At 44.5% G+C, this 26,807-nt stretch carries 25 protein-coding genes; 13 read left to right on the top strand and 12 right to left on the bottom strand.

The genetic code is table 11. From position 1 onward, the window contains the following. Positions 1 to 128: 128 nt before the first annotated feature. The 4 genes from HQQ92_RS03105 to HQQ92_RS03090 all read left to right on the top strand — a co-directional run bounded on the left by HQQ92_RS03105 (position 129) and on the right by HQQ92_RS03090 (position 7,900). Positions 129 to 2,426 carry a hypothetical protein gene (locus HQQ92_RS03105; RefSeq protein ID WP_173243014.1) on the top strand — a complete coding sequence of 766 codons (2,298 nt, stop codon included), beginning with the start codon at positions 129 to 131 and terminating at the stop codon, positions 2,424 to 2,426. Between the two features lie 12 nt (positions 2,427 to 2,438). Next, the gene (locus HQQ92_RS03100) at positions 2,439 to 4,187 is read left to right on the top strand and encodes a toxin-antitoxin system YwqK family antitoxin (protein WP_173243011.1); all 1,749 of its coding nucleotides are present in this window, start codon (positions 2,439 to 2,441) and stop codon (positions 4,185 to 4,187) included. A 159-nt stretch (positions 4,188 to 4,346) separates the two neighbouring features. Further along, the gene (locus HQQ92_RS03095; protein WP_173243008.1) at positions 4,347 to 6,659 is read left to right on the top strand and encodes a toxin-antitoxin system YwqK family antitoxin; all 2,313 of its coding nucleotides are present in this window, start codon (positions 4,347 to 4,349) and stop codon (positions 6,657 to 6,659) included. Positions 6,660 to 6,802: 143 nt separating this feature from the next. Further along, entirely contained in the window at positions 6,803 to 7,900 is a 1,098-nt protein-coding gene (locus tag HQQ92_RS03090) for a calcium:proton antiporter (RefSeq protein WP_025008445.1), read from the top strand. Positions 7,901 to 7,929: 29 nt separating this feature from the next. Here the strand turns inward: HQQ92_RS03090 and HQQ92_RS03085 are convergent, their stop codons facing one another. The 5 genes from HQQ92_RS03085 to HQQ92_RS03065 form a co-directional block, all read right to left on the bottom strand. Next, positions 7,930 to 8,835: a hypothetical protein gene (locus HQQ92_RS03085; protein ID WP_254306296.1), complete on the bottom strand. Its 906-nt coding sequence runs from the start codon at positions 8,833 to 8,835 to the stop codon at positions 7,930 to 7,932. A 165-nt stretch (positions 8,836 to 9,000) separates the two neighbouring features. Next, the gene (gene pbpG, locus HQQ92_RS03080) at positions 9,001 to 9,969 is read right to left on the bottom strand and encodes a D-alanyl-D-alanine endopeptidase (protein ID WP_105251600.1); all 969 of its coding nucleotides are present in this window, start codon (positions 9,967 to 9,969) and stop codon (positions 9,001 to 9,003) included. A gap of 396 nt (positions 9,970 to 10,365) precedes the next feature. Next, entirely contained in the window at positions 10,366 to 10,857 is a 492-nt protein-coding gene (locus HQQ92_RS03075; RefSeq protein WP_173243005.1) for a GNAT family N-acetyltransferase, read from the bottom strand. 175 nt (positions 10,858 to 11,032) lie between these two features. Beyond that, the gene (locus HQQ92_RS03070) at positions 11,033 to 11,752 is read right to left on the bottom strand and encodes an LrgB family protein (RefSeq protein ID WP_028761650.1); all 720 of its coding nucleotides are present in this window, start codon (positions 11,750 to 11,752) and stop codon (positions 11,033 to 11,035) included. Between the two features lie 2 nt (positions 11,753 to 11,754). Further along, entirely contained in the window at positions 11,755 to 12,189 is a 435-nt protein-coding gene (locus tag HQQ92_RS03065) for a CidA/LrgA family protein (protein WP_028761649.1), read from the bottom strand. 122 nt (positions 12,190 to 12,311) lie between these two features. Between HQQ92_RS03065 and HQQ92_RS03060 the strand changes: the two genes are divergently transcribed. Continuing rightward, entirely contained in the window at positions 12,312 to 13,202 is an 891-nt protein-coding gene (locus tag HQQ92_RS03060; protein ID WP_028761648.1) for a LysR family transcriptional regulator, read from the top strand. An 8-nt stretch (positions 13,203 to 13,210) separates the two neighbouring features. Here the strand turns inward: HQQ92_RS03060 and HQQ92_RS03055 are convergent, their stop codons facing one another. Next, the gene (locus HQQ92_RS03055) at positions 13,211 to 14,029 is read right to left on the bottom strand and encodes a hypothetical protein (protein WP_375539955.1); all 819 of its coding nucleotides are present in this window, start codon (positions 14,027 to 14,029) and stop codon (positions 13,211 to 13,213) included. 433 nt (positions 14,030 to 14,462) lie between these two features. Between HQQ92_RS03055 and HQQ92_RS03050 the strand changes: the two genes are divergently transcribed. The 3 genes from HQQ92_RS03050 to HQQ92_RS03040 are packed head-to-tail and all read left to right on the top strand — an operon-like array spanning position 14,463 to position 16,603. Further along, positions 14,463 to 15,197 (top strand): basic amino acid ABC transporter substrate-binding protein, encoded by a 735-nt coding sequence (locus tag HQQ92_RS03050; protein WP_071940133.1) that lies wholly within the window; start codon positions 14,463 to 14,465, stop codon positions 15,195 to 15,197. Positions 15,198 to 15,204: 7 nt separating this feature from the next. Further along, entirely contained in the window at positions 15,205 to 15,885 is a 681-nt protein-coding gene (locus tag HQQ92_RS03045) for an amino acid ABC transporter permease (RefSeq protein ID WP_006085903.1), read from the top strand. After that, positions 15,878 to 16,603, top strand: a complete 726-nt coding sequence (locus HQQ92_RS03040; RefSeq protein ID WP_028761645.1) for an amino acid ABC transporter ATP-binding protein — start codon at positions 15,878 to 15,880, stop codon at positions 16,601 to 16,603. The genes HQQ92_RS03045 and HQQ92_RS03040 overlap by 8 nt, the downstream gene beginning before the upstream one ends. A 487-nt stretch (positions 16,604 to 17,090) precedes the next feature. Here HQQ92_RS03040 and HQQ92_RS03035 read toward each other — a convergent pair whose 3' ends face one another. The 3 genes from HQQ92_RS03035 to HQQ92_RS03025 all read right to left on the bottom strand — a co-directional run bounded on the left by HQQ92_RS03035 (position 17,091) and on the right by HQQ92_RS03025 (position 19,245). Continuing rightward, positions 17,091 to 17,828 carry a hypothetical protein gene (locus HQQ92_RS03035; protein ID WP_106649617.1) on the bottom strand — a complete coding sequence of 246 codons (738 nt, stop codon included), beginning with the start codon at positions 17,826 to 17,828 and terminating at the stop codon, positions 17,091 to 17,093. Between the two features lie 617 nt (positions 17,829 to 18,445). Further along, positions 18,446 to 18,802 carry a DUF6547 family protein gene (locus HQQ92_RS03030; RefSeq protein WP_254306295.1) on the bottom strand — a complete coding sequence of 119 codons (357 nt, stop codon included), beginning with the start codon at positions 18,800 to 18,802 and terminating at the stop codon, positions 18,446 to 18,448. 77 nt (positions 18,803 to 18,879) lie between these two features. After that, the gene (locus tag HQQ92_RS03025) at positions 18,880 to 19,245 is read right to left on the bottom strand and encodes a glyoxalase superfamily protein (RefSeq protein WP_105251592.1); all 366 of its coding nucleotides are present in this window, start codon (positions 19,243 to 19,245) and stop codon (positions 18,880 to 18,882) included. Between the two features lie 162 nt (positions 19,246 to 19,407). Here HQQ92_RS03025 and nfsB point away from each other — a divergent pair, with 162 nt between their 5' ends. The 3 genes from nfsB to HQQ92_RS03010 all read left to right on the top strand — a co-directional run bounded on the left by nfsB (position 19,408) and on the right by HQQ92_RS03010 (position 22,108). Then, positions 19,408 to 20,061, top strand: coding sequence for an oxygen-insensitive NAD(P)H nitroreductase (nfsB, locus tag HQQ92_RS03020; protein ID WP_173242996.1), 654 nt, complete (start codon positions 19,408 to 19,410; stop codon positions 20,059 to 20,061). Positions 20,062 to 20,395: 334 nt separating this feature from the next. Next, positions 20,396 to 21,040 (top strand): DNA-J related domain-containing protein, encoded by a 645-nt coding sequence (locus HQQ92_RS03015; protein WP_173242995.1) that lies wholly within the window; start codon positions 20,396 to 20,398, stop codon positions 21,038 to 21,040. Positions 21,041 to 21,352: 312 nt separating this feature from the next. Beyond that, a complete protein-coding gene (locus tag HQQ92_RS03010; protein WP_105251591.1) occupies positions 21,353 to 22,108 on the top strand; it encodes a DsbA family protein in 756 nt (251 codons plus the stop codon). A 106-nt stretch (positions 22,109 to 22,214) separates the two neighbouring features. Here the strand turns inward: HQQ92_RS03010 and HQQ92_RS03005 are convergent, their stop codons facing one another. Both HQQ92_RS03005 and hemG read right to left on the bottom strand, forming a co-directional pair. Continuing rightward, a complete protein-coding gene (locus HQQ92_RS03005; RefSeq protein ID WP_173248560.1) occupies positions 22,215 to 22,742 on the bottom strand; it encodes a cytochrome b/b6 domain-containing protein in 528 nt (175 codons plus the stop codon). A 107-nt stretch (positions 22,743 to 22,849) separates the two neighbouring features. After that, positions 22,850 to 23,371 carry a menaquinone-dependent protoporphyrinogen IX dehydrogenase gene (hemG, locus tag HQQ92_RS03000; RefSeq protein WP_028761755.1) on the bottom strand — a complete coding sequence of 174 codons (522 nt, stop codon included), beginning with the start codon at positions 23,369 to 23,371 and terminating at the stop codon, positions 22,850 to 22,852. 476 nt (positions 23,372 to 23,847) lie between these two features. Between hemG and HQQ92_RS02995 the strand changes: the two genes are divergently transcribed. Both HQQ92_RS02995 and HQQ92_RS02990 read left to right on the top strand, forming a co-directional pair. Continuing rightward, complete coding sequence (locus tag HQQ92_RS02995; protein WP_173242993.1) at positions 23,848 to 25,056, top strand: MFS transporter; 1,209 nt, start codon at positions 23,848 to 23,850, stop codon at positions 25,054 to 25,056. A 144-nt stretch (positions 25,057 to 25,200) separates the two neighbouring features. Next, positions 25,201 to 26,040, top strand: a complete 840-nt coding sequence (locus HQQ92_RS02990) for a TIGR03899 family protein (RefSeq protein WP_173242989.1) — start codon at positions 25,201 to 25,203, stop codon at positions 26,038 to 26,040. A 102-nt stretch (positions 26,041 to 26,142) separates the two neighbouring features. Here the strand turns inward: HQQ92_RS02990 and cysC are convergent, their stop codons facing one another. After that, entirely contained in the window at positions 26,143 to 26,760 is a 618-nt protein-coding gene (cysC, locus tag HQQ92_RS02985) for an adenylyl-sulfate kinase (protein ID WP_105251589.1), read from the bottom strand. Positions 26,761 to 26,807 lie beyond the last annotated feature (47 nt).

The following is a 26,807-nucleotide window of genomic DNA, read 5'->3' as shown; positions in this document are numbered from 1 at the left end:
ACAAACCCAAATCAAGCAAGCTTGGTTTGGGTTTTCTTTTATGCCTCAGATATTTTTTGTGTATAATGTCGCCAGAAAAAGATTAATGAGTTTACATTTCAATAACATGCGTAGCCAAAGGAGTACGAATGGCCATAGTGAAATACAAGGCAGTTAACGCCGCAATCGGTATAACAGCACTAGGCATAGCCTTAGTGCTCGCCGCCTGCGATAACTCAACGTCACCCTCCAATTCAGTTAATACCAACATACCCACAGAGCGTGAATATCAGATTATCTCCACCATAAACCTCAATGATGGCTTTGAAACCCGCAAAGTGCTGCAAGCACGACTGCTGCTGGATTACCAATTACAGAATGCAGAGGGTAAGGCGACCAGCTTAACGACGCCGTTAACCCATAGCGCCCGCTTTTTTCTCCAACCTAACCTATTGCAAATAAGCGACTATGGCTTGCCTATTCCGGTGAGTAATATCGACCCTAAAAGCAAGTCCAATGAAATCGTCCAATTGGTTAAAGACGGCTTTAATGTCGAGTTCAGCAAGGGTGAAGTCCGTCAACTGACGCCCATCGCGAAGGCGGATCAAAAAGAGGTTATCGAGCTATTTGAGCACTGGACTAATCTTAAATCACTGTTTGAACAGGCTCCAACCTTGCCCGTGGCGCTAGAGCCTCGCGTGGGTTATAGCATTAGCGCCCCCATGGACGCACGCCTAACTTGGACGGTTGAGGGAGTGACCGAAGATAAGTTATTTGCGGTAGTACAAGGTGAGAAAGACAACTTTAAGGCCTATGGCAAGTTCGAGCTTAACCGCAAAACCGGTTGGTTAGAGAGCATGGCGTTTTTTCAACAGGAAGTGCAGCAAGGCAGTACTCTCACCCGCCGCATCGCCATGGCGCCCAAGGATAGCCCTTATATTATGAGCATGCTTTGGCATGCCGACGCTCGCTACGATGCGGAGCGTGATATAGATGATCTGCAAAAAGAGCTCTACCCGATTAGCGATGTTCCGCGGGAATATAAAGCCCATGATAAGGACTTTATAAAATCCTTATTAGCTGATCAGCAAGGTATTCTTGATAATATTGGCCCATGGGGCGCTGACACGCCAGAAGTGCTGCAATTGCGCTTTGTGCATAATATGAGCCCGCGATATGTGGTTGCTAATGTGAATTATGAAGACTTAGCCGCCTTTGATGCCAGCGGAAATCCGATAGATATTCACTTCTGGCAGCACAGCAAAGGTGTGGCGATGAATTTCAACCGCTCGATTGAGTCTTCGGTGGATCTTATCGCCACAGGCTGGGACAACACCGCCAATAAACTCAAACAGATAGACCATATCACCGCCAAGCTGACCCTTATCCCCGAAAGCAATAAGATAGTCGAAAAATCGTGGGATGAACTGGTCGCCACTCCCTATACCTTTGGCGATGCGAGCCTCACGATTCAGGTGCTCGACGCCGAGGCAAAGCTATTTAAAGTCGTGACAAAGCAGAGTAAGACTAAAAACATTAACCTTCCTTTTCAGCAATTTAAAGGAAAGATGGCCGAAGCCCGTCGCGATGGTGATTATCCTAAATGGTTAACGGTGACGGATAAGGAACTACTAGGGGAATTAATCGGTGTCGATGATCCTCATCACCTTAGCACCCGCGCCCTGCTACTTAAGCTAGATGAAATCCCTAAAACCGTTGTAATACTGGAGAGCCAGCCACAGCCGGAGTTAAGCCAAACCAAGAACATCCGCTTTGTGACCTTTACCGACTACAACCAAAATCTGGCCAATCCCCTAAGCGAGTTTGGCGATTCGAGCCTCAATAACTTCCTCTATCAAGATCTTGAGCCATCAAACGCCGAAATCAGTGCGATCCAAGGGATAAAACCTGAGACTGAAAATGGCCATAATCTGTATATTCCTATGTCAGCCGCATTAGCGAGTGCCTGTAAACCTGAAATAGAACAAGGTTTTAAAGAGGGGAAACACGAAGTCACTTGGCTGTTTGAGCATAATGCCCCAAACGGACCAGCCTATACCCTGATGACGCCCGACCGCGAGCGGCAGTTTTTCTACGATAAACACATCCAAGGAAAAATCCATTGCCAAGGTGATATCAGTTGGCAACCCTTAGAGCAGGCAGCTAACCCACGTCCTTGGTTAATCGATTTACAAGCTTGGCTAACAAAAACCGGTTATGGTGACGAGCCGAGTAAAGATCTTAAGAACTACTTTAAAGTCGAGGATGCCCAAGGCAAATCCCTAACGATTCGACTGCCCGAAACCACCGAACTGCGGATTAAAGAGGCGCTGGTCGATGGCCGCTATTTGAGTGTGGAGGGCCCTGCAGCGAAGGTGAGTTATATGACTCTCTCTCAAAACCCCGTAGACATCCCCTATGAATTCACCTTTAAACCTTTGCCATAAAAAGGAGCGGTTATGCGTCTATTTACAGTAAAACTGCTCCTTGGAGCACTGGTACTTATCTGTATCACTATCAGTGCCAGTGCCAATGCCAATGCACAAAAGGTGTTACTCGATGCCCATTGGAAGGTTGTCAAAGATGAAAAACAGGCTCAATACTATCTAAAAAAATCGACCGAAGTTATCGACGGAAATTATAAGGCTGAAGTTTATTACAAAAATAACGATATGCTTTTCTGCGCCAGTGCCCTCGCCGATAACAAAATTGGCAAAACCCTCATAAGCGAACAATTTCGCGGTGCTTATCAATGCTACTTTGAGGATGGCAAGCCCTACGAACAAGGCTTTCGCAACGAGCAAGGTCAACTTCATGGCCTGCTCAAAAAATATATCGCCACCGGCCAATTGTATGTTGAATCGCACTATGAAAATGGCGTTAAACAAGGCCTTGAAACGGGTTACTGGGAAGGTGGGAAGATCCGGTACAAAACGACCTATAAAGATGGCAAAGAGGTCGGTATAAGCGAGCTTTTTGATAGCGAGGGCAAGCTTAGGGGCAAAGTCTGTAATAGTGGTACTTGTGTTACCCAGTACTATGACAATGGCAACTTACACGTCGAAATCCCTATGGTGGATGGGCTTACACATGGCAACGAGACCAATTGGGGCTTTGGTAAAATCATTTCGACCCAAGCTTATGTCAAAGGTAAGAAACACGGGGATTACTTCGAATATTTCGACGATGGCAAGGTAAAGCGCCACTACCGCTACCACAATGATTATAAAGTCGGTGAACAACTGGATTACTTTAAAAATGGCCAGATAGCCCAAAAGGAAATCATAGAGGCGCCATGGAATGTGAAGTTATCGATTAAATACAATGAAAAGGGCGAAATGCTCAGTTCAACCGAAGAAAAACACCAAGACAACAACTGGGTTTACCGTAAGCATCAACGCTTTAGTGAGGGTCAACTTACCTCTAACACAGAGGAGGACAAACTTAAAAAATGGGTCCTCAACGAAACATTTGAGCAAGGTGAGTTAATCAGCCGCAGCGAGCATATCGATAACCAATTGACCGGTTTATATCTGCAAACCTTAAACCGAACTCAAACCTTAAAAGTCATTACCCGGGAATATTTTAAAGAGGGCAAGCGCGAAGGCCCCTACGAAATGCTGAAAATTAACCATGAGACAGGGGAACAGTGGGTGGCCGAGCGCGGCCAATATGCCAACGACAAGCCCGTTGGCGCTTGGAAGAAACAACAAGAAGATGCCACCCTCACCTTTAGCTATGATGCCCAAGGCGAGCTCGATGGTGAGTTCCGTAATGAGACAAGTTCTGGGCAATTGCTTGAATTAATAAACTTTAACCATGGCAAACCCGAAGGATTAGTACAACGCTACGCCACTGACGGCCAATTGTATGAAAAGGGCGAATACCGCAATGGGCAACAGGATGGCGACTGGGTGTACACCCATGGTGAGTTCGGTTTCAACCCAATGCCAAATCCTGAGAGACACTATTGGTACGGACGCTTCGACCAAGGTAAACAAGTCGGCCACTGGGAACTGCGTAATACCGAAGACTATGTGCTTGAAATAGCTAATTATGACGAGCAGAGCAGGCTTCATGGTAAACAATACGAATTTAGGGATAATGGCTGGATAGAAGTGATCAATAGCTTCCATCATGGCGAGTTTTTAAATCGGGAAATACCGCCGCCGGTGATTACCTCGGACCATGTTTTCCCTATTTTTTAGCCTAAGCATATTCGCTTAATCGATTAACTTAACCCTTGGCGCTGTGCACTGTATATAAGTGCACAGCCCGATAAATAAACTCAACAGCAAAAAATTAGGATTCTTGTATAGGCTGCAAACCGCGCGGCCTTAAGACCCAGAACAGAGCAAGGAATCAGCATGTTCAATACGCCATTTCGCTTTATCAGCCTCGCGATTGCGGGAGCCAGCTTAACCAGTGTCCATGTACAAGCAGCGCAAAATCTCTCCTCCATGATGGTCGAAATCCGCCAACAGGACGGAATTCCCAGCTATTACAATCTCGCCACTGGCATGCCCTTAAATGGCGATATCGCCATAGTGCGCGATAACCAAGGCTATACCTTAGGGCAGTTTTCCGAGGGGATCCCTAATGGTAAATGGCAAGTATTTCATACCAATAACAGCAAGCTAGTCGAAGGAAACTATCAGCAGGGTTATCAAGATGGCACTTGGCATATGTTCGATTTGAGCGGCGCAGTTACTGAGGAACAGCAATTTGCCAAAGGCGTGCCCACGGGCGAATGGAAGGAATACAACAGCAGCGGCCATCTCAGCCAAACGACGCGCTATCAAGACGGTAAAAAGGAGCAAGTAAAACGTTTCTATGCCAGTGGCAAACTGCAAGCCCAAGAAAGTTACCTCGATAACCTGCGCCACGGGAAATGGGAAAGTTTCTATGAAAACGGCACCTTGTCCCAAAGCCAGAGCTATGCGAACAACCAACTCTCAGGTTCTTATTTAGAACAAAATCCCAATGGACAAGCCACAGTGACGGGCCGCTTCGATGCCGAAGGCCGTCGCCAAGGAGCATGGGAAACCTTTTTCGATGACGGGACTAAATCGAGCAGCAGCCAGTTTAATCTCAATCTGCTCGAGGGTGAAGAGCGGACATTTTACCCCAATGGTGAACTCGCCAGGCGCTGCCAATATAGCGCTGGGCAACGCCAAGGGAAATGCCAGCAATTTAATGATGCAGGTAAATTACAAGTTGAAGAACAGTATGTTAATGGTGCATTAGACGGGCCACAACAATATTTTAATGCCGAGGGCATTCTCACCAGTGCTCTCAACTATAAACAGGATCAACTCGCCGGTACGCAAAAGTATTTTCACAACAACGGCCAACTTAGAGAATTACGTAACTACCAAGACTCAAAGCTGGCTGACAATGGCCAATACCCGCTTCATGGACCATCGGAGCGTTATGACACCGAAGGCAATTTGCTCGAAAAAAGCCACTACAACATGGGAATTAAGGATGGCCAATTTGAGCGCTATCACGCTGGCAAGCTGCAATCCTCCGAGCAATGGCGACAAGGGCAGCGTCACGGTGAATCACGCCGTTACCACAACAATGGCAAGCTGCGGACGCTAGATCAATACGTTGAAGGTAAACCAACAGGGAAATCAGAAACCTATTTTGACGACGGCACAGTGAGTGAGCGCGGCGAACGTATCGATGGCCAATGGGTCGGAAAATATGAGTCATTTTACGATAACGGTAAACCTCGGGAAGTATCTCACTACGCACGGGATAAAAAAGACAATGCCAGTCGTTACCCTCTTGATGGCCATTTCGCCCGCTGGTATGCCAATGGTGATCCCAATGAAGAAGGCACATATCAAAACGGCAATAAAGAAGGCCTATGGATACAGTACAGCGAAGGCCTGAAACAACGGGAGCAAACCTTCGCCAATGGCAAACTTAATGGTAACTATGCAGAGTATTACCACGGACGCCGCCGTGTGACAGGGGAGTATCTGGACGACCAAAAAACCGGTCTATGGACGGATTATCGCTACGAAGAAAAAGACCCTACCTATGGCACAATCCCCGAGGGGAATATCCAGCAAAAAAACCATTGGCAGGAAAACAAGCGCCATGGAATTCGAGAGTTTTACAGCTTTAAGCAAGTGGTTTACCGCTCAGAAACCTATGATAAAAATGACAAAACTGGCCCATATGTCGAATACTATCCCAACAATGGCCAGCTAAAACTCAGCGGGGCTATGGATAAAGGTAATCAAACTGGACTGTGGGAAAGCTGGTTTGAGGACGGGATGCAAGCTGCTAGCACTGAGTTTTTAGAGGGTCAAAGCCATGGCCAAACGAAAGAATATTACAGTAACGGCCAACTCAAATTAGAGGCAACTTATGCTAAGGGTTCGCTTGATGGTCAAGTGAAGCAATATCACCAGAACGGTAAGCCAGAACTCGTTGAAACCTGGGTGAAAGGCCAAAAAGAAGGCGATGCCAGCTATTACCACAACAATGGCAAGTTAGCCGAACAAGGCACTTATCTTAGGGATCGCAAGGAAGGTCTATGGCAAAGTTTTTGGCCTAATGGTGAAAAACGCACTGAAGGCAGTTATCTCAGCGATCGAGAATCAGGGGATTGGAATCATTATGATCAACTCGGTAAGCTGATTAAAACAGAACACCATGGCTAGCTTAAAAATGGGGTTTTAGATTAAAAAGCGATCTAGTTCAAACATTTATCCTTAACTCCAAATCTAAAGGAAGTTTCATGCAAAGTGTGCCATAACCAGTGTCTATACTAACGGCCTTTTTTTTCGTTTAGGACAAATTGCCTATGAAGACATTTATGAAAGACGAGTTAGCCCTGCTACTGGGAATACTGACCTTAGTATTCTTTAAAACCGGTGGCGATAGCTTACTCGCCGATGGCACCGCCCTCTCGACCTATATTCCCGTTTCACTCGCCCTATTGGGTGTAGTGACTTGGGCTATTTTCTCTGTGGTACGCCACTCAGATGCACTAGCGATTAAGCTTGGCGATCCCTATGGCACCTTAATCTTAACTTTATCGGTCATTTCACTCGAAGTGGTGATGATCTCCTCCGTGATGCTGACCGGAGAACCTAACCCTGTCATGGCGCGCGACACTATGTTCGCCGTAGTCATGTTGATCATCAATGGCTTAGTGGGCTTTACATTATTACTTGGCGGCTGGCGTTACCATACCCAGCATTTCAATTTAGATGGCGTAAAATCCTATCTCGTGGCGATTATTCCCCTCGCTCTACTCTGTTTAGTACTGCCCAATTTTACCGAAGGTGGCACTATTGGCGGCATGTCTAAAGCCATGTCTTGGATGCTGATCATTATTTCGATACTGCTCTATGGCGTCTTTTTAGTGGTACAGACGAAGAGCCACAGCCATTTCTTTGTCGATGCCGATCATGAAGACCATGAGGAACACCACGGCATACTGCGCAGTAATGCTTACCATACGATTCTATTAATTGGCTACTTACTCGTGGTCATTTTGCTGGCAAAAACCTTAGCTATGCCCATCAATTACAGCGTAGCTACCCTAGGCGCTCCACAGGCATTAGGGGGCTTTATTGTGGCCTGCTTGATTTTATCCCCCGAAGCTGTGGGAGGCTTTAAGGCCGCGTTAAACAATCAATTACAGCGGGCGATGAATCTGTATTTTGGCTCAGTGCTCGCGACGATTGCACTCACAGTCCCCGCGGTATTAATTATTGGCAGCGTGATAGATCAAGAAGTCCATTTAGGCCTGTCACCCGCCGACATGGTGCTGTTAATCACCAGTTTAATGGTCTGTAAGGTAAGCTTTAGCAGCGGTCGCACCAATGCATTGCACGGCGCGACTCATATAGTCTTGTTTATCGTTTACTTGTTCTTAATGTTTGAACATGCCTAAACTTTATTAAATCCAAGGCCGAGCGTGATTTATTTGCGTCTCGGCTTTACGCTTTTCTCATCCAGATTGACCCGCAGTAAGAGTACAAACCAGACTAAAGCGCCAACAACAAACCAGATAAAAATCCACACTAACTTATGGCCATTACGAGCCTCAAATGGCTCAAATTTGGGCATAAAAATCGTTTGATGTTCAGCTTGATAAAGCGGACTTTTTTGTGCAGCGCTGAGCAACTCTGAACGAAGTGAGGATGGGGCTAATCGTTCAAGGTAAACAAAACTCTGGGGATCCAACTCATTGAACTCATTTAGGGATTTAGCCAAAAACGCTTTGAATTGCGCTTCTTTCTCATTGGGTTCAAGTCGATTACTGATCTCCTGCTGATAAACTTTACCATACCAAGCGAGGGCATTAGCATGCCAACTGTCTGCACGCTCTGCAAAAATCGGCATAGCGATATACAGCGCCATATTTAAGTGACTACTATGTTTACCTGTAACCTCTAGGCTTCGCTGCAAACCAATTTGCGTCTTATCAATATAAGATTGCTGCAACTGATAATACTGAGTATTTTTATGGAGATACAATTCTTGTATCGATGCTAATTGCGTTAACTTCCCCGTGGCAGTCTTGAGATATTCCTGCGCAACAATGCAAGGAACAGCCATTAATTGCACCGCGATCAATAAATAGAAAAAGCGCGAATTATCTTTAACAAACTTGAGTCGTTTTAGCCTAGGTCGGATATAAATGATCGACAATAACCAAGACAGTATCTGCGGCAGCCACAAATTAACGATATCTTCATCTAGGCTAAAAAACTCAAGGTTAACCAACAACAGCCAATGGACAAAACTGTAACCAGAAACAAATAACAGGCTGAGAAATAAGAAGGGAAAATAGATAAGTTGAATTTTTTTTAAAAATACATCCACACGAATGTCATCCTTGAGAACATAAAATAACGACTATGGTACGCTCAAATCCATCATAAATTTATCAAAATTGAGTAGAAACTCAAAGCGTTAAAACATAAAGGCCAGATTGATTGCTCATCTGGCCTGTTATGTTTGTACTTTTATAGAGCTGCAACCGAGAAACTAGGTCTCACTCAACTTAGCTAATTGCTGCTGGCTACGTTGTTTCTTGTATTGCTTAGCTTCAGCAGGAATAGGAGTGACTTTGCCTGTCTCTAGCCAGTTACGTAAACGGTTAGCATCCGCAATATGAGTATATTTGCCGTAAGCATCGAGCACGACAAATGCCACTTGGCGTTTTGCCATTTCAGTACGCATCACAAGGCAGTGCCCTGCTGCATTCGTAAAGCCTGTTTTGGTTAGATGAATATCCCAGTTATCTTTATAAACCAAACGATTGGTATTACGAAAATCTAAACTGTATCTTGGGTTGGCAAAGGTAACCGTCTTCTTCTCGGTCGAACTCAGCTGGCCTAGCATAGGATACTTTTCACTGGCCTTAAGTAATACAATCAGATCACTGGCACTCGAAACGTTTTTATAGGATAAACCTGTAGGTTCAACATAGCGGGTATTTTTCATTCCCAGCGCTTTTGCTTTGGCATTCATCGCCTTAATAAAAGCTTTATGACCACCGGGATAATGATGTGCAAGACTTGCAGCTGCACGGTTTTCTGATGACATTAAGGTCAGTAATAACATTTCTTTACGGCTGATTTCACTGCCGATACGAACTCGAGAATAAACACCTTTCATTTCTTTGGTATCACGAATGTTTACCGCAAGCTTTTGCTCCATAGGTAACTTTGCATCCAGCACCACCATAGCTGTCATCAACTTAGTGACAGATGCAATTGACATTACTGCATTAGGATTATTGGAATAAAGCACTTCATTGGTTTTTAAGTCCACGACTATCGCACTACGGCCTGCAATTTCTTGCTTTAATGGTGCTTGCTTCGTTTTTGCTGTCGATTGAGTTTTGGTGCTTTTATATGCGACAGAGGCCGAATCGGCTGAATGCGCTGTCGTGGCAACGGTGAGACTGCTGCACGCAAGAATAAAACTACTGAGCAGAAAACGGATCTTCATATAGATTTCACTGAATAGATAAGGGATCGATTGTGCTATGGCACAGGTTTTGGCTAAGTATAGGAGTTCTACAGTGAAAGAAATAGAATGCAATTAGACTTTTATCAGTAAGATCAGCACTTTCTTCTCAATTTTTTTATATAAAACCAGCTTAACCTGTCACCAATTCAGAGCAATAAAGCATCTAGATCTAGGCTTTTCAATTACAGTAGAGACAAAATCTTAGAAAGAGGCTTTTTTCAGTAGAATAATTTGAAATGAAAATAATGGGCGACTTTTTGCACTTTTAACAAAAGTCCCTGTACAACAGTGGTTTCAAGCATCTAAATACGTCATTTTAGGCGAATGAAAGCGTTAACATACGCCCTAAAATGCCGCGTTATAGCATCTTATCCGCTAGCGTAAGACAAATTCGAGTAAAGCTTCAGTATCTTCACACTCTTGTATCAGTTGGTCTGTCAGCACAAAACCGTGTTTGAGTAGTACTCGCTGTGAAGCTAAATTATGTTTAGCCACATGGGCAAAAAGGGGTCTTAAACTGACTAAAGGCAAAAATTGCGCTAAGGTCTGTGTCGCGATACCTTTGCCCCAATATTCACTGTCAATCCAATACCCTATAAGCGCTTGTCCATCACTTTGCCAATGCCCAATATTGCCCACAAACTTGCCATCGACCACTATCGCCCTTGGTAATACATTCACTTGTCCCAGAATATTTTGATGCCAATGTTTAAAAAACGCTTCCCGATCCCGAGGAGGAAATTGAGCAAGCTGGTTAGCAATGGGATCGCTTTGATGCACAAAAATAGCTTCAAGATCACTTTCAATAATCGGGCGTAAACTCACGCTGTATTGCGTGTTTGGTTGTTTGTCTGACTTACTAGACATAGGTATCACCATTAATACTATGTATTTCAACTTGGTACAGCATGCCACATTTTATGAAGGTAAGCTCAAAAAAAAAGCGCATAACCGAGAAGGAGTTAGCGCTCGAAGAGGCAAATTTGCCGAAATTGAGGTGTGTAAATTCAAGCCATAAAACTCACACGATAGCATTCAAAGCCTAGATAAAAATCAATGCAAAAACGGGTGCGCCTAACACCATAGCGATACCAATAAAAATCATAGTCAAACTGGCGATAACGCCCTCTTGCTTGCCGATTTCATTGGCTTTTGCGGCGCCCGCACCATGGGCAGATGCCCCTAGAGCAACACCTTTACCTAACGAAGTACGAATACGCATAAATTTGAATAAGGGATCGCACACCAAGATGCCAATGACGCCTGTGATTAACACCATCATGGCCGTCAACTCAGGCACGCCGCCAAAGGCACTAGTCGCCTCCATCGCAAAGGGCGTCGACACCGAACGTACCAGCAAACTCTTAGACAATTCCACCGGCAGAGGCACAAACTTTACCAACAGCCAAGAAGACATCATCCCCAAAAACAATCCCGCCGTTACACCTAACCCTATCGTCAGCGGATACTGGCGGATCAAGTTACGCTCACGATAAATCGGCAAAGCAAAGGCGATAGTCGCGGGCGCTAACATGGCCATTAACCAATGGGTGTATTCAAAATAGGTTGGCAGCGGGATCTTAAGATTAAACACCAATAAGGTAATCACTATTGGCGCTAACACTATGGGCGCTAACCACCAGACTCTATGGTACTTATAGAGACGCTTTGCGCCGAAGTAACAGAATATGGTCAGCAATAAGCTGAATAAGGCTAATCCCGTCTGCGACAACACAAAATCCACCACTTTTGAGTCAGTCATCATTAAGCCGCCTTAGCATGGCGACGGGCTTGCTTTTTGATGTTCAGTTGGCGCTCAAAACGAAACACTCTATCGACCACAAAGCCTGTACCAAACATCACACACACACTGCCCATCACTAAAGTGAATAAAATATTGGTGCCGTATTGCTCAAACAAACCTTCGTACTTAATAACAGATATCACTGGCGGGATGAAAAACAGCAATAACTCACCAATCAACCATGCAGCGCCCAGTTGTACGGCATTTTCAGGAATGAGTTTAAAACCTAATAAAAATAAGAGTATGCCTAAGCCAATCACACTCCCTGGAATAGGAGAATGTGCCCAAGTGGCGAACCAGTGACATGCGAAGGACAGTAAACAGAAGAGGCCGATTTGGCTTAATAACAAAGCCCAATGTCGACACTGACGTATTGCGGCTTGTGGGAATGACATGATTTTCTCGGTTAGAACAAAGTTTTCTATAGGGCTATTCTAGGCTTGCCTATTTGATAAAAAAAATGAATATTAAGAATGTAATGCATGAATTTTAAGAATACATTTAAAGGTGAACCTTAATGGACCTCAAAGTTATCCGCTATTTTATCGAAATCGTCGATGCTGGAGGCTTCGGTAAAGCCAGCGAAAAAGTCCATCTCACCCAACCTGCACTATCAAAGGCCGTACGCCAATTGGAAGAGGAGCTAGACCTCATCTTACTCGAACGCGGTAAACGCGGCACCCAAGTCAAACTCACGCCCGCGGGCGAAGTTGTTTATCGACATGGCAAAGAGTTACTCGCTGGCCGACAACGCATGCTCGCTGAACTCACGGCCCAACGCAGTTTAACCGCGGGCGAACTCAATCTCGGATTGGCTCCTCTAGGGAGTGCCGAAATTTTTGCCCCGATTATTGCCAAATATCGCCAGCAATATCCGCAGATAGAGATGCACTTACTCGTCCGTGGCGGTGTAGAGCAAACCGCGGCAATCCAAAAGGGCGAAATTGAACTGGCCACTGGGATTATTGATTTTGATGAGGGCTATGACGGCATACGCGTGTTTAACGATCCTATGGTAGTAGTGCTGCCTAAGGAAAATCCGTTATCCACCCGACAGATATTATCGTTTAGCGATCTCAGTGCCGACCCTCAGGTGATGTTCGAAACCGAATACACTCTCTATCAATTAGTGCTCAATGCCTGCCGACACGCCGGATTTGTCCCTAAAAACATTACCCGCGTTAGCCAAGCCGATTTCGGTATTGCCTTAGTCGCCGCGGGCACAGGGGTTATGGTATTGCCGCGCTCCATCGCGCGGCGCTACAGTGTACCCGGCGTCGTAAATATCCCGCTGGCGAGTGACGAGCTGCGCTGGGAGTTATCCCTCTTTTGGCGCAAAGACCAAGTCTTATCCTTCGCGGCTCAAGCCATGATCGCCTTAGTCGAGAAGCACTTAACCCATAAATAACCCTATTCTTACCAAGGAACAACTAAGCTTAAACGCACTAGCGTATCGCTATCCCATGGCAGAATAGGCAAATACTCAGCCGAGTTAACATCGACTTTGGCATAGTGGTCTAAATTGTACTGCGTGTGCTCAGCGCTCAGCATTAACACGCTATTGGGCCGCCAAAAATCGGTTTGGTAACTCAGCTCAAAGCGATATTGATTCTCTAACCATTGGTCTTCGTCTTGCCAGGTTTGTGAGGCCACTTGCATATGTAGCTTAGGCGTCACATTAGCCCCTACACTTCCCATAAAGGTATAAGCAAACGTACCATTCCCAAAATCGCCACGATCGTAACCTCGAGTTCTAGGCACATCGTCATCGATTTCGAGATAGTAATAACCCGCACCTGCCTTGAACTGGGCCTGTAATGCTTGTCCGTCAAAGTTAGCTGTCAGCCCAGGAAATACCTTAGCTTGTTTCTCAACCGAGCTAACGGTATTACGCTTTCCCTGTAAATCGAACTGCCAACCAAATGAAAACGCGGGATTAACACGATAAAGTTCACCGCTCGCGGCATAGGCAGACTTAAACCACACAGGGATGTGGTCAGGGTCGAGTTTATCGACATCTACGTCTATATAGGCATCCAGCGCCGCCGTCAGCAAAATATCGCTTTGGGTTTTATGTTCTAACAATAGACTCGCATTCACCCCTAAGGTGTGAGAATCCTCGACCACAAAATTATGGCTGCCTAAGCTGTAATGCCACTGAGTTTGCTCTTCGGCCTGCAGTGCACTCGATAAGCACAGGGCTAAGCACACTAATGCTGAGTTGAGATAGTTCACTTTTAACTCCTGAAACATCGTTTCTAGCTTGATAATCAAATCAGCCAGAGGATTAAACTGCATAAAATAGGAATAACACCAACTAAGGTTGCCGTTAAAGAGCGGCTAAACTAGCCAATTTAATCAAAGAATAATAGGCGATAGTTCAAATTATGACACTCTCATTGAGCTGCCGCTAATAAACACCACAGAAGTATAGATAGCCAAAAACCTAACAGTAACAATAGTTATAGACCAAAACACAATAATTCAACCCAGAGAAAACAACTTACACACAAATTTGTACAGGAAAGCAGCGCCCCTCAATCTTGCGACTGAAAACCGCAAAATAGAAATGAATTTTTAATCAAATTAACAGCATAATTATTGACACTTAATGCTCATCTGCCTATAGTCGCCACACTGATAGTGAAATCGAACAAGAGAGTCTTAAATGAAAAAATCCATGTTATTAGGCGGCCTGACCTTAACTGCCACCTTGTTGTTAGCTGGATGCGGAAAAAGCGATGACGTGTTAGTCGTTGGCACTAATGCCGCCTTCCCTCCTTTTGAATATGTTGGCGGCCAAAGTGGCGATGAAATCAAAGGCTTTGATATCGATCTGGCCAAGCAAATCGCTAAAGATGCGGGCAAGACGCTCAAAGTCGAAAACATGAAGTTCGATTCACTGATCGTCGCGCTTAATTCAGGCAAGATTGATTTTATCGCCTCAGGTATGACGATTACCGCTGAACGTCAGGCCAACGTAAACTTCTCTGAGCCTTACTACGAAGCGACCCAAGTGGTACTGGTTAATAAAGATAACAATAGTATTCATACGCTTGAAGATATTAAAGGCAAACACTTTGCGGTGCAGTTAGGCACAACCGCTGACATCATGTCGAAAAAATATACCCAAAATATCACCGCCTTTAATACGGGTTTCGAAGCCATTATGGAGCTTAAAAATTCAAAGGTAGATTTAGTGTTATTCGACAGCGAACCTGCCGCTAACTATCTGGCTAAAAATCCTGAATTAAAGATGATTAAACTGGATTTTCCTGCTGAGTTTTATGGTTTCGCCGTGTCGAAAGAGCAGCCTGAACTGCTGGCGAGCATCAATAAAACACTGGCTAATATGAAAGCTGACGGCCAATATCAGACGCTCGTTTCTGCCCATATAAAGTGATATCAGCATGATAGACGCAATTAATACCTCGCTGTTTAGCCCGATTGGCGAAGATGGCATGATAGGCATACTGCTGATATTAAATGGTTTGAAAGTGACGTTAATCGTCACTTTCTTCGCCATGTTATTAGGCGCAGTGTTAGGCATTGGCACTACCTTTATGAAGATGTCGTCTAAGTGGTATATCCGCTTCCCCGCCAATCTTTATGTCGGTGTGATCCGTGGCACCCCAGTAGTTGTGCAATTAGTGATCCTTTACTTCATCGTGCTTTCAGCCTTAGATGTCGATAAAATCACCGCCGCCATTATCGCTTTTGGTCTCAATAGCGGCGCGTATATTTCTGAGATAATCCGCGCAGGGATTCAAGCCGTTGATAAAGGTCAAACCGAAGCGGCCCGTTCACTTGGCTTGTCCCAAGCAATGACCATGAAATCGATTATTCTGCCCCAAGCGATTAAGAATATTCTGCCCGCACTTGGTAATGAATTTATCGTGCTCCTCAAGGAAACCGCCGTCATTGGCTTTATCGGTGGTGTTGACCTTATGCGCGCCGGTGAAATCATCCGTAGCCGTACCTTCGAGGACAGTGTGCCCTTATTTACCTGCGCCCTCATCTACCTATTCCTGACCTACAGCTTCACGTTTGTGCTGTCGAAATTTGAAAAGAGGTTGAAACAAAGTGATTAAAATAACCAACCTGCATAAAAACTTTGGCGATAACCAAGTGCTCAAGGGCATTAGCGAGCATATTCGTCAGGGCGAAGTGGTGAGTGTGATCGGCCCAAGCGGCAGTGGCAAGAGTACCTTTTTGCGCTGTATCAATCTGTTAGAGCAGCCAAGCCAAGGCGATATCGAGATTGAAGGTCAATTGATCACAGCGCCAAACGCCTGCGTAGATAAACTGCGGCAAAAAGTGGGCATGGTGTTTCAAAACTTTAACTTGTTCCCCCATAAAACCGTCATCCAAAACATCACCTTAGCGCCTATTAGTCTAAAACTGATGACGCCAGCTCAAGCCGAGACCAAAGCCCTCGACCTACTGGCACAGGTTGGTTTAAGTGACAAAGCCAATGCCTACCCCGCCAGTTTATCGGGCGGCCAAAAGCAAAGGGTCGCCATTGCCCGCGCATTAGCGATGGAACCAGACTTGATGCTGTTCGATGAGCCAACATCGGCACTCGATCCCGAAATGGTCGGGGATGTATTAGACGTGATGAAAGACTTAGCGCTAAAGGGCATGACCATGGTCATTGTCACCCACGAAATGGGCTTTGCGCGCGATGTATCCGATCGCGTGATCTTTATGGACGGCGGTTATGTAGTCGAATCTAGTCCGCCAGATGAGCTATTTAGCCACCCGAAAGAAGCCCGTACCCAAGCGTTTTTAAGCAAGGTATTGCGTTAGCTTAAGCGGCTTAAGTCCTGTCCCTCATGCTCACTGTCGTGACCTTTATAAGTACGTGCAGTGAGCGAAGGATTCAAATTAGGATCCCAACATTCAACGTTGATGACAAAGACTAAATTAGACAAGTCAGGATACAATCATCTTTCACAACACCATAAAAATTATGCCTTTGAATTAATAGGTATTGAACAAAAACTAAATAGCCGTTTATCTGTTCTGGGAGTTTATTGTCATTGTGTCTCCAGCGACACGCCGTGAATATGTCCTTATAGGCTCGACGGCGACATCCATGTCGCCAACGGTCACTGGTGACCCAATGCCAATTTTAACTACCAGTTTTGCTATATATACGTAAAAAGCTAGTAGACATAAATGAGTTAGAATTCTTGCTCTAATCTATGATTTTCGGATTAAATTTTCTATGGATTAACGCCGCGCTCTAGGACAAACCGAAGCGCAGCGCAGATTTGTCCCTAGCAGCGCCTTGTTATGCGCTTGCCGCTTCACTTAAATCAATCTCCATTGGAATCTGATATGAATTTGTGTAAAGGCTAGCTTTAAATGATGCCCTCGGCGTGATCAGGACTTTTCCATCTTTTACTGAAATTGTACCGACAAGAGGAAATATATCCGATGGTCCCTTAAGATCAACAAACCTTTTAGTGAAAGTAGCACCTGTTTTGTGGTTAATGTATTTTACAAGCCCATGAGATGCTTCGCCATTTGGGCGCAATTTATATGAAACCAGAACCGAATATGACTTAGTATGTTTTGCCTTAACCGGAAGCTCGACCGCAGAACCAAATCTTTCCACCTCGTTTGAAGCAAGCTTGATTTTTTCGGTTTTTTCTATGCTCAACTTACAAAGGTGCTCAAGACACTCAAAGGTACTGCGAATTACAAATTGTTCAAGTTCGGACTCATTTAATGATTTTAATTTCTCAAAATTTACACCGCAGTCTATATACCTAAGCCACTTTTCTGGTGTTCTATCGGAAAAAACCATCGTGCCTTCTGGAATAGCATTTGTGTAGTTTACATATAGGTGATCGAATTCTCCGAGGGATAATCCATTTGCACCAAGTATTGTGGCTATACGAGCACCCCAGTAATGAAGCAGCTTAGGAAATTTGAAAAAGCTAGAACAACTCGAAGGTAGACTCTTACCTGTCTCATATAAGGAGTCGCTAGCGTAATACCTAATATCTATTAATGCTTTTTCCATTTATATATCCGATCTCTCTTCACGCATAAGCCGCAAACAGCCGCTGCTTTGTAGTGGATTGTTTTGCGATAGCGTAGCAAAACAAGGAACGAAAAAGCCATCAGGCTGGTTTGCATTGTTATGTGTTACTCACAGAATGGACAAAATAAGTTGTTCATGAAGTCTAGTGGATCAATATTGCAGCTAGGTAGTAGAACCGTAACTCTACCGTGCTTTTGACATTCTATTTCTTGGAAGCCACCTTCTGCTTTTAAAGTACTTATTTCCAGATCGCTCCAGCCGCACCAAGGGCAACATTTTATCTCAGCTTCAGTGATAGCAGCTATTTCCTGCTCCCAGTTACACTCTCCGCAATGGACTTTGCGAATCGTTCTGGCTTCTGTGAGGTTTATTACTTTGGGTCTTTCGATCATTAAGATTCCCTTACACATAACGTTGGGTATAAGCGGATCCGCGTTAGCGAATAATAAATCAAGCCATCCATTTCAAACCAACAACATAATGCACTTTTGGTTTGCCTTCAACCAACGATTGCTTTGTTAAGTAACTAAAATCATTAAGCTGTGTGCTAGGCTATATGCAGGGTGAACACTGGAAGCGAGATATTTCGATAATACCTATTCTTGCTCCCAATTATCCCCTTCTCGGCGACAAACATAGTCATAGTAAAGGGTGGAACCAAAGGGCTGAAATTCCATCTCAATGCCGTTTTCGTAATACTGACCATTTTCGCAGTCCATTCTGTCATTAAGTCGTACTAAGGCATCATGAATACCACCACGTCTAGCATTAATAAGCATCTTGACGAGAATCTCTCTTTGCTGGACAGTTAGTGACGTTAAGAACTCATTTATTTCTGAATTTTCCTGCCTGTTTGGATAGCTCCCTTCTTGCAAGACCCATTTTTCAAATACTCCATCATGTAACTGAGCAAACTCGTCAACAAAGCTTTTCCACAATTCAACTGAACTCATTTTTTCTCCTGAGAGCATAACGCAGTGCCCATGCGCGTAAACTTGTAAATGCCGCGGGTCTCGAATGCCTCACTCTGTTATGTGTCTGCTGCTTCATTAAACAAAATCCTGTTTGAAAACGGATCTGTTACAGTAAAGCAACGATCGCCCCAAGGCGCATCTTCAATACTAGGTTTGTTGTATTTATATGGCTTAGAAGTCACATGAGCAAATAATTGATCAAGTTCACTCACATTCACAAAAACCTTACAGCCAGGAGTACAGTCGCCTGAATGTTCGCTCAAGTGCAAAACAAAATTACCAAGTGAAACTTGTATATAAATCGGGTAGCCATCCTCAAAGCGATGTTCCCAATCTAATTCCATTCCCAGAAAGCCAAGGTAAAACTCTTTGGCTTTATCTTCATCAAAGATCCGCATAATTGGGATTGTCTGAAACTTCATGCCATCTACTCCATCACACATAAGCTTTGTCTAGTGCGCATAAGCACCCAGTTTCAAATTTTTTTTGAAACTAATACCTGCCTTGATCACATTGTTTTTTACTTAAACCTGCTTAAAATGCTGCCATTGAATTTGTATTCCTTAATGATTTGGAGCCGTTACATGAGTGATTTAAGTTTCTTCGCCAAAAAGCGCTACACCACTAAGGCCTTTGATCCAACTAAGACGATTCCTGCGGATAAAATAGCAGAAATCAAAACCTTATTGCAGTACAGCCCATCATCGACTAACTCACAGCCTTGGCATTTTGTGTTAGCGAGTACGGCGGAAGGTAAAGCGTTAGTTGCCCAAGCGACCGAAAACTATGCGTTTAATACCCAAAAAATTCTCGATGCTTCCCATGTACTCGTACTCTGTGCTCGTGCTCAATTAGATGAAGCACACTTACTGCAAGTACTCGAGCAAGAAGCGAAGGATGGCCGCTTTGCTAATGAAGAAGCCAAGCAAGGCCAACATAATGGCCGTTCTTTCTTCACTAATATGCATAAATTTGAGCTGAAAGATGCCCAGCATTGGATGGAAAAACAAGTCTACTTAGCGCTTGGCACTTTAATGCTCGGTGCAAGTGTATTAGATATTGATGCGTGTCCGATCGAAGGTTTTGATGCCACTAAAATGAATCAAGTCTTAGGCTTAAGGGAGCAAGGTCTATGTGCCTGTGTGGTTGTCGCATTAGGTTATCACTCAGAAAATGATTTCAACGCTAAGTTGCCTAAGTCTCGCTTAGATCAAGAAGTGATCTTCACCGAAATCTAGTCCTTCACTCTATGTGAAAAATAAGCATGCCCTTGATTTTATGTGATATAAACAAGGGCGTCATGTCTAAAACTAGCCCTCTCTTAACTACCTTCCCCTAAAACCTCACTGCTGTTAACGGCTTATTTACGCCGAGAAACCATCTAAAGTAGGAGTAAACCATCACGGTATTGCTCTAAAATTCATCTTTGCCTACACTTTGGCTCTGTGGCATAGTTTGCGGCTCAACTTAGTGAATGATCATTTATCGTCGCCTTTCGAGTCATATTTGTTGCAGCCCAGCGGTTTTATCGGCGCATTGGTAACACTCACAATTTAGGATGGGACAGTCAGTATGTTATTTGCCAAACCCTCACTCACTGAAGAACCTCAATCGATTCGGGTTGCAAACACTAAGGGCGATAACCCACTGATTTGGCCGTTGCTTACGGTTTTACAAGCCTCAACTCAAAGTTGGAAAATCCATCACTTAGCCACTGAATTACAAACCCAAGGGCTGATCCACCAGCTTGATGAAAATCCGGGTAACGATTTATTCAAACGTAACTTCCTACTGATGAACGCCCTGTTTGAACTGCAGGAAATATTACTGCCCAAGCAATGGCTACAAGTCAAAGCCATGGAAATTCAAATCTTCCGCTTAGTACCATCAAACGTTAACCTGCTGATAATGCAAGATACTTCCCTGCGTGAGTATTACCTCGATTGGAATAACTACGACACCAGCGAAAACGTAGTACGAGAATTACTTGAGGCATTCTGGAGCAATTATAAGAGCTATATTGGCTTAAATATCAATCTGATGAACAAAGGTAACGCGCTGCGAGTTTTCGAATTAGACGAGAGTGCTACCGCCCGTGATATCCGCAAGCAATGGCGTCGTTTAGCGCTTAAATGGCACCCAGACAGGCCCGATGGCGATGCGGCGCGTTTTCGCGAGGTGTGCGAAGCTTGGCAGTCGCTTAGGGATATTGCGTAAGAATTTAGCCAGTGGTGATGCAGAACGGGGCTTTAATCAATATGCACCGACTTAGCGATGCGATCCTGTCTGCAGTCCTGCCAAATCTAAGGTAAAACTTCCATTGAGATCACAGATTTAGCCTACTAGCTTCATGCCAATTCAGTCATAATTAAGCCTTTCCATTTAACCTGAACCTATGTGTCAACGCTGCCATTTGGGCTAGCTTAACTCCTAGGTTGAAGCTCACTCTATCTCTAATGTTGACCGTTGAATATCAACGATAACAACGACTGACATTGTGAATTCAATCCCACCGAATTTGAGGAAACTATGATTAAACAATTAGCCTTGGCAGTAACCTTAGCGATTGCACCATTGAGCACCTTTGCCGCCAATTTTGTTGAAGGCACACATTACACTCAAATCTCGACCAAAGCGCCTAGCAGCGAACCAAAACTCACTGAATTCTATTCATTTTATTGCCATAACTGCTTCAATATGGAAACCAACTATTTGCCTGATATCAAGGCAAACCTCAACAAACAGATAAGTTTCGACAATAAGCATGTCGACTTTATGAATAGCGACATTGGCACCGAAGTGATGCGTTCATTAGCCGTGATCCAAAGCGTTGATAACAAAGACGCCTTAACCCATGCCATGTTTACCGCAATCCAAGGCGCAGAGGGCGCAAACGGCCACGATCATAGTGCACCTGGCCATCAGCATGAGCCGCAAATTAACAGCCGGGATGACATCAAAAAAGTCTTCGCCCAATTTGGTGTCGATGCTGCTAAATACGATGAATTAGCCGATAGCAAAAGCACTAATGAAAAGCTTTCCCTGTGGCGCACCCAGCAGAATGAATTCAAAATCGACAGCGTACCCGCCTTTATCGTGAACGATAAATATGCGGTAAATTTAAACAGCATCAAAACCTTAGATGAGTTAATTGGGTTAATTAACTACCTTGCTGTTGAGAAAGATGCCGCCCCTGCTAAAACCTCATCGGGTGGCAGTCTAGGCTGGTTATTTCTAGTCTTCGCCGCCGCAATTGGTGTGACCCGTCAGCAACGTCTTAGCTAATTCAAAACAATCGTTGGAATAAAAAATGGCCTCCAAATTAGGAGGCCATTTTTATGCATGTTCAATCCAAGCTATCGATATAAGCGCTCAATATGAGTTCTGAAGTTTATTGCCGAATAAAATCAAGAATATGGCTCGCAGCCAAGACGAGATGTAGGATCAAGAAACCAATAAAAGCCTGCGCAAAGACTTGATGATAACCACGCCATGCCAGTGCCGTTGGCGTCCCTTGAACGATAAACCAAACTAGGCCCGTAACCCCTGTAGCCACCAGCAACAGCATGCCAATACCTTCTATGGCACTAAACAGCCCTTTGCCACCAGCCACGGGGAATTTGCCTTTAGCAAGTCCAACAATATCTTGCTTTAACTGTGCCCAATCGCCCGCCAACCAGCCAAAGTATTGGTGCCACTTGCCACGCAAGGTATTGCTGAGTAAGAAAAGAACCCCAAGCACAGTGCACGCTAAACCTAAATATACATGCAAATAATCCCAAAAACTGGCGTTATCGGGTATCCGTCGGCCCATAAAAATCCACGGACTGGAACACACGAGTAAGATAGTCGACACGACAATCCACACATGCAGTTGCGCCATAATGACTCGGCATAAGGAGCGAAGTTTAGTCATCATACTGATCATATTTAATGCTCCTTTGCCCTTGTGACTAAGGCATACATACAGCTTTCAGGGCGCGAATAGAATAGGGCTAAATGAAGCACCGAAATTTGATATCAAGCTTAAGCGCTGTGGATCTGCTCACCAAACTCAGTCACTTTCTGCCAATCCGTGTATTCAACATTGGTAACAGGGTCAGTAGGTCCTTTAGTTAACCACATGATGAAACGGATAATATTTCTATCTAAAGCGTTATAGCCTTGGTAATTCAAGTTCCCCCCAAAAACGCGCAACAATTGTGGCCGCCAAGTGGTTTTACTTAAAAATGCCTGCATGTAAGGATTGGTCTCTGGGGTGTTTTTCTCGGGTTTACGTGCCACTAAGCTGACAGAGAAAAAACCACTTACCTTATCCGTCAATACGGCTTGATGCTTTTCAATAAACTCGTACAAACTTGGGTTATGTTTACCATGGCGAATACTGGCGCCTATGATGATTTTGTCGAACTCAGTGAGCACTGGAGCGGCCTTGATATCGGCAGTAACCACTTCATTACCCAAAGCCATTAACTGCTGTGCGAGCTTTTTAGCAATCTTTTGGGTCTGGCCGTGAACACTAGAGTAAATGATAAGAATTCTTTTCAATTTAGCCTCGATTAATCCCAAGCAAAATAACAATAAGCGGCCTAGAAAAGACGGTGCAGGCGACTTAATTTCGACTCTCTATGCCCGTTCGGCATATCAAATGACATCACAACGCTCAGACTAAATGCGCTAAAAGTAGCAATGGACACCCAGAGTCATTGGCATTCCAGTGGAATTTAACTTGGTATGCAAAAGTAAAATGACAATTAAGATATTTCATACTAGGTGATTTACCCGCCAATTTACATGAAATAGATCACGGGCTTAGCGCCAAACACCCCAAGTATATGCGGTAGTTTTAACTGCCTCACAAAAATAACGCCTTAGGTATATTCTCGCTTTAGCGTCTTTGTAACCTAGGGAGTTAATTCGCCTAAACATTGTTACAAAATTGAAAGGGATAAGTCACACCTTATATAGCCAACCTAAGGAAAAAGCATTAGCATTTGAACACTTATCGCCTGAGTCCCTTATCAATGAAAGCTATTCAAGCAAAAGATCCTAAAGCACTCTTGCTGTGGATGACCTTTGTTATGTCGCTCGTGTTTGCCGTTTGGCAGGCATTGCTCAACAACTTCGTGATTGAGAAAGCCCAATTCACTGGGGCTGAAATCGGCATGTTACAAAGCCTGCGCGAAATCCCCGGCTTCTTAGCTTTTACGGCAATTTTTGTGCTGCTGCTCATTCGAGAACAAGCCTTCGCCCTGCTCTCGCTCGCCATTTTATGTATCGGCGTAGCGGTAACAGGTTTCTTTCCTCAGGTCATAGGCCTGTATCTAACGACTGTGTTGATGTCTGTCGGGTTTCACTATTTTGAAACCATCAACCAATCGCTAACGCTGCAATGGGTCGATAAAAAAGACGCGGCTGGATTTATGGGGAAAGCACTGGCGTGGCGTTCGGCGGCCGCTTTAGTCGGTTATGCCAGCATTTGGCTAGTAATGACTTGGTTGAAGCTAGACTACCTGCATATGTATTTGATTATAGGCGTATTAGGTCTCATCATTGTGCTAACCATAACATGGTATTACCCCAAGTTTGAGACAACGGAAATACAACACAAAAAAATCATACTGCGTAAACGCTATTGGCTCTATTACCTGCTCACCTTTTTTTCAGGTGCAAGGCGGCAAATCTTTATGGTATTTGCGGGCTTTATGATGGTTGAAAAGTTTGGTTATAGCGTCAGTGAAATCACTGCGCTGTTCTTAATCAACTATGCCGTTAATCTACTGTTTGCGCCTGCTATTGGTCGTTTGATTGGACGTATTGGTGAGCGTAATGCGCTTACTGTGGAATATATCGGACTCATCTTAGTCTTTATCAGCTATGCCCTAGTCGAACAAGCCAATATGGCGGCAGCACTCTACGTTATCGATCATTTACTTTTTGCGATGGCAATTGCGATGAAAACCTATTTTCAAAAAATCGCCGACAGCAAAGATATTGCCGCCACTATGTCAGTCAGTTTCACCATAAACCACATAGCGGCTGTGATTATTCCTGTGCTTTTGGGCTTATTGTGGTTAACCGATCCCGCCTTTGTATTTTACATAGGGGCGGGCTTTGCCGTATGTTCGTTAATACTAGCGCTGAATGTTCCGCGCCATCCTGAACCGGGTAATGAAACCTTATGGTCTTGGCCAACTAAAAGTGCGAAATCAATCGCTAAAGTCGTTAAATAAAACGGCATAATAACGAACCAAAGAATTGGCTTAACGAGATGCTCAAACTAAAGAGATGATCATCTAAAGTGAGCTACAACCGAATGTAAGAGTTCACTAAGCCCACACCTCAACCACAGTGCAAGCTCAAGGATTAATAACGCGATGAAGGATTCAGATATTTTGCAGTTGGCAGAAGAAGGCGAGTCAGCATCCGAGGTATCCGCTCGCAAAAAAGCCCTGCTACTTGGTCGCCAATTAGGGCTCGCCAGTGAGCAAGAATATCGCCCTGCGAACGCCTCAATAGCCGAGCGAGCTCAACATAGAGCACGCAAGTTATCGAGCGAATATCAGGCCAATGTGGAAACCATTTTTGCCTTAGCCCTCAGTTATACCCACTCAGATGTCACTGGGGTCGATCTTGATCCTGATTGGAGCCATCAATTTTTCTTGATGGCGGAACAAATCCATAACCGTAAGATGCAAGATTTGTGGGCTCGGATATTGTCGAGCGAAATAGTGAATCCGGGAAACTTCAGTCTACGTACCCTAGCGCTGCTCAAGCAACTGACTCACAGGGAAGCACAAATTCTTGAAAAAGCCCTTGGCATGGCGGCTAAGGTGAATAACGAGCAGCGCCTAAAACTCATCAGTGGCTACCGCTTGTCGGGTGGGATTGGCCAGTATTTCCGTAAAACCACCTCAGTCAATTTAGGCTTATCCCAGTTTGGGCTACCTTATTCCAGTATTCTGACCTTAGTCGATGCGGGAATACTTCACAGCAGTGAGTTCGAAACCGGCCTACTCAATAACAAAACACCGATTCAATTTGCCCTGCAAGGCATACAAATGAAGCTTACGCCCAAGAGCGGCAATCTGCTTTTTAGCTATTATCGCTTAACACCGATTGGTGATGAACTCGCCCAACTAGTACAGCCTAAGCCAGATCAAGAATACTTGAAGGCTCTACAGCTCTTGTTTGCTAAAGACTTTAAAATAGAATAATTATCACGCCATAAAAAATTATGAATCAATGGTATAAGCAGTAAAACCCAGAAATAACAAAGGAGCCTAAAGGCTCCTTTTAAGCAAGATAAGGGCTAAATGTTAAGCTAGCGCTTTTGCCTTATCGGCATTAATGACATTGATCGCCGTTAAATAATCGATTAATGCACGCACTTGTGTCACTAAATCGCCTTTGCTGGTATCTATGGTTAACTCAGCGGCTAATGGCGCTTCATAGGGTGATGAAATACCAGTGAAATTGCTAATTTCGCCACTGCGCGCTTTCACATACAACCCCTTAGGGTCACGCTGCTCGCACACACTCAAAGGCGTCGCTACATGCACTTCAATAAACTGCCCTGCAGGAAAACGGGCACGAATACCATCACGTTCTTCACGGGTCGGGGAAATAAAGGCCGATAACACCACAAGCCCCGCATCCACCATCAATTTAGCCACTTCACCCACACGACGCAGGTTCTCATCACGGTCTTCAACCGTAAACCCTAAATCTTTACACAGGCCATGGCGCACATTATCGCCATCGAGCAAATAAGTGTGGAATCCCGCCTCAAATAACGCCCGCTCTAGTGCACCCGCCAATGTTGACTTGCCCGCGCCAGAAAGTCCGGTAAACCAAAGTAGTACTGGGTTTTGGCCTTTCTGCTCGGCTCTGGCGGCTTGGTCTACAGGATGTTGATGCCACACGATATTTGTCATAAAAACTCCTCAATCCCCATGTTGACTAACCGCTAACATAAGGGCAA

The sequence above is a fragment of the Shewanella sp. DC2-4 genome (assembly GCF_013248875.1).
Lineage (GTDB): Bacteria > Pseudomonadota > Gammaproteobacteria > Enterobacterales > Shewanellaceae > Shewanella > Shewanella oncorhynchi.
Note: the sequence above shows the minus strand (reverse complement) of the source record. Positions and strands in the feature narration are given on the sequence as shown.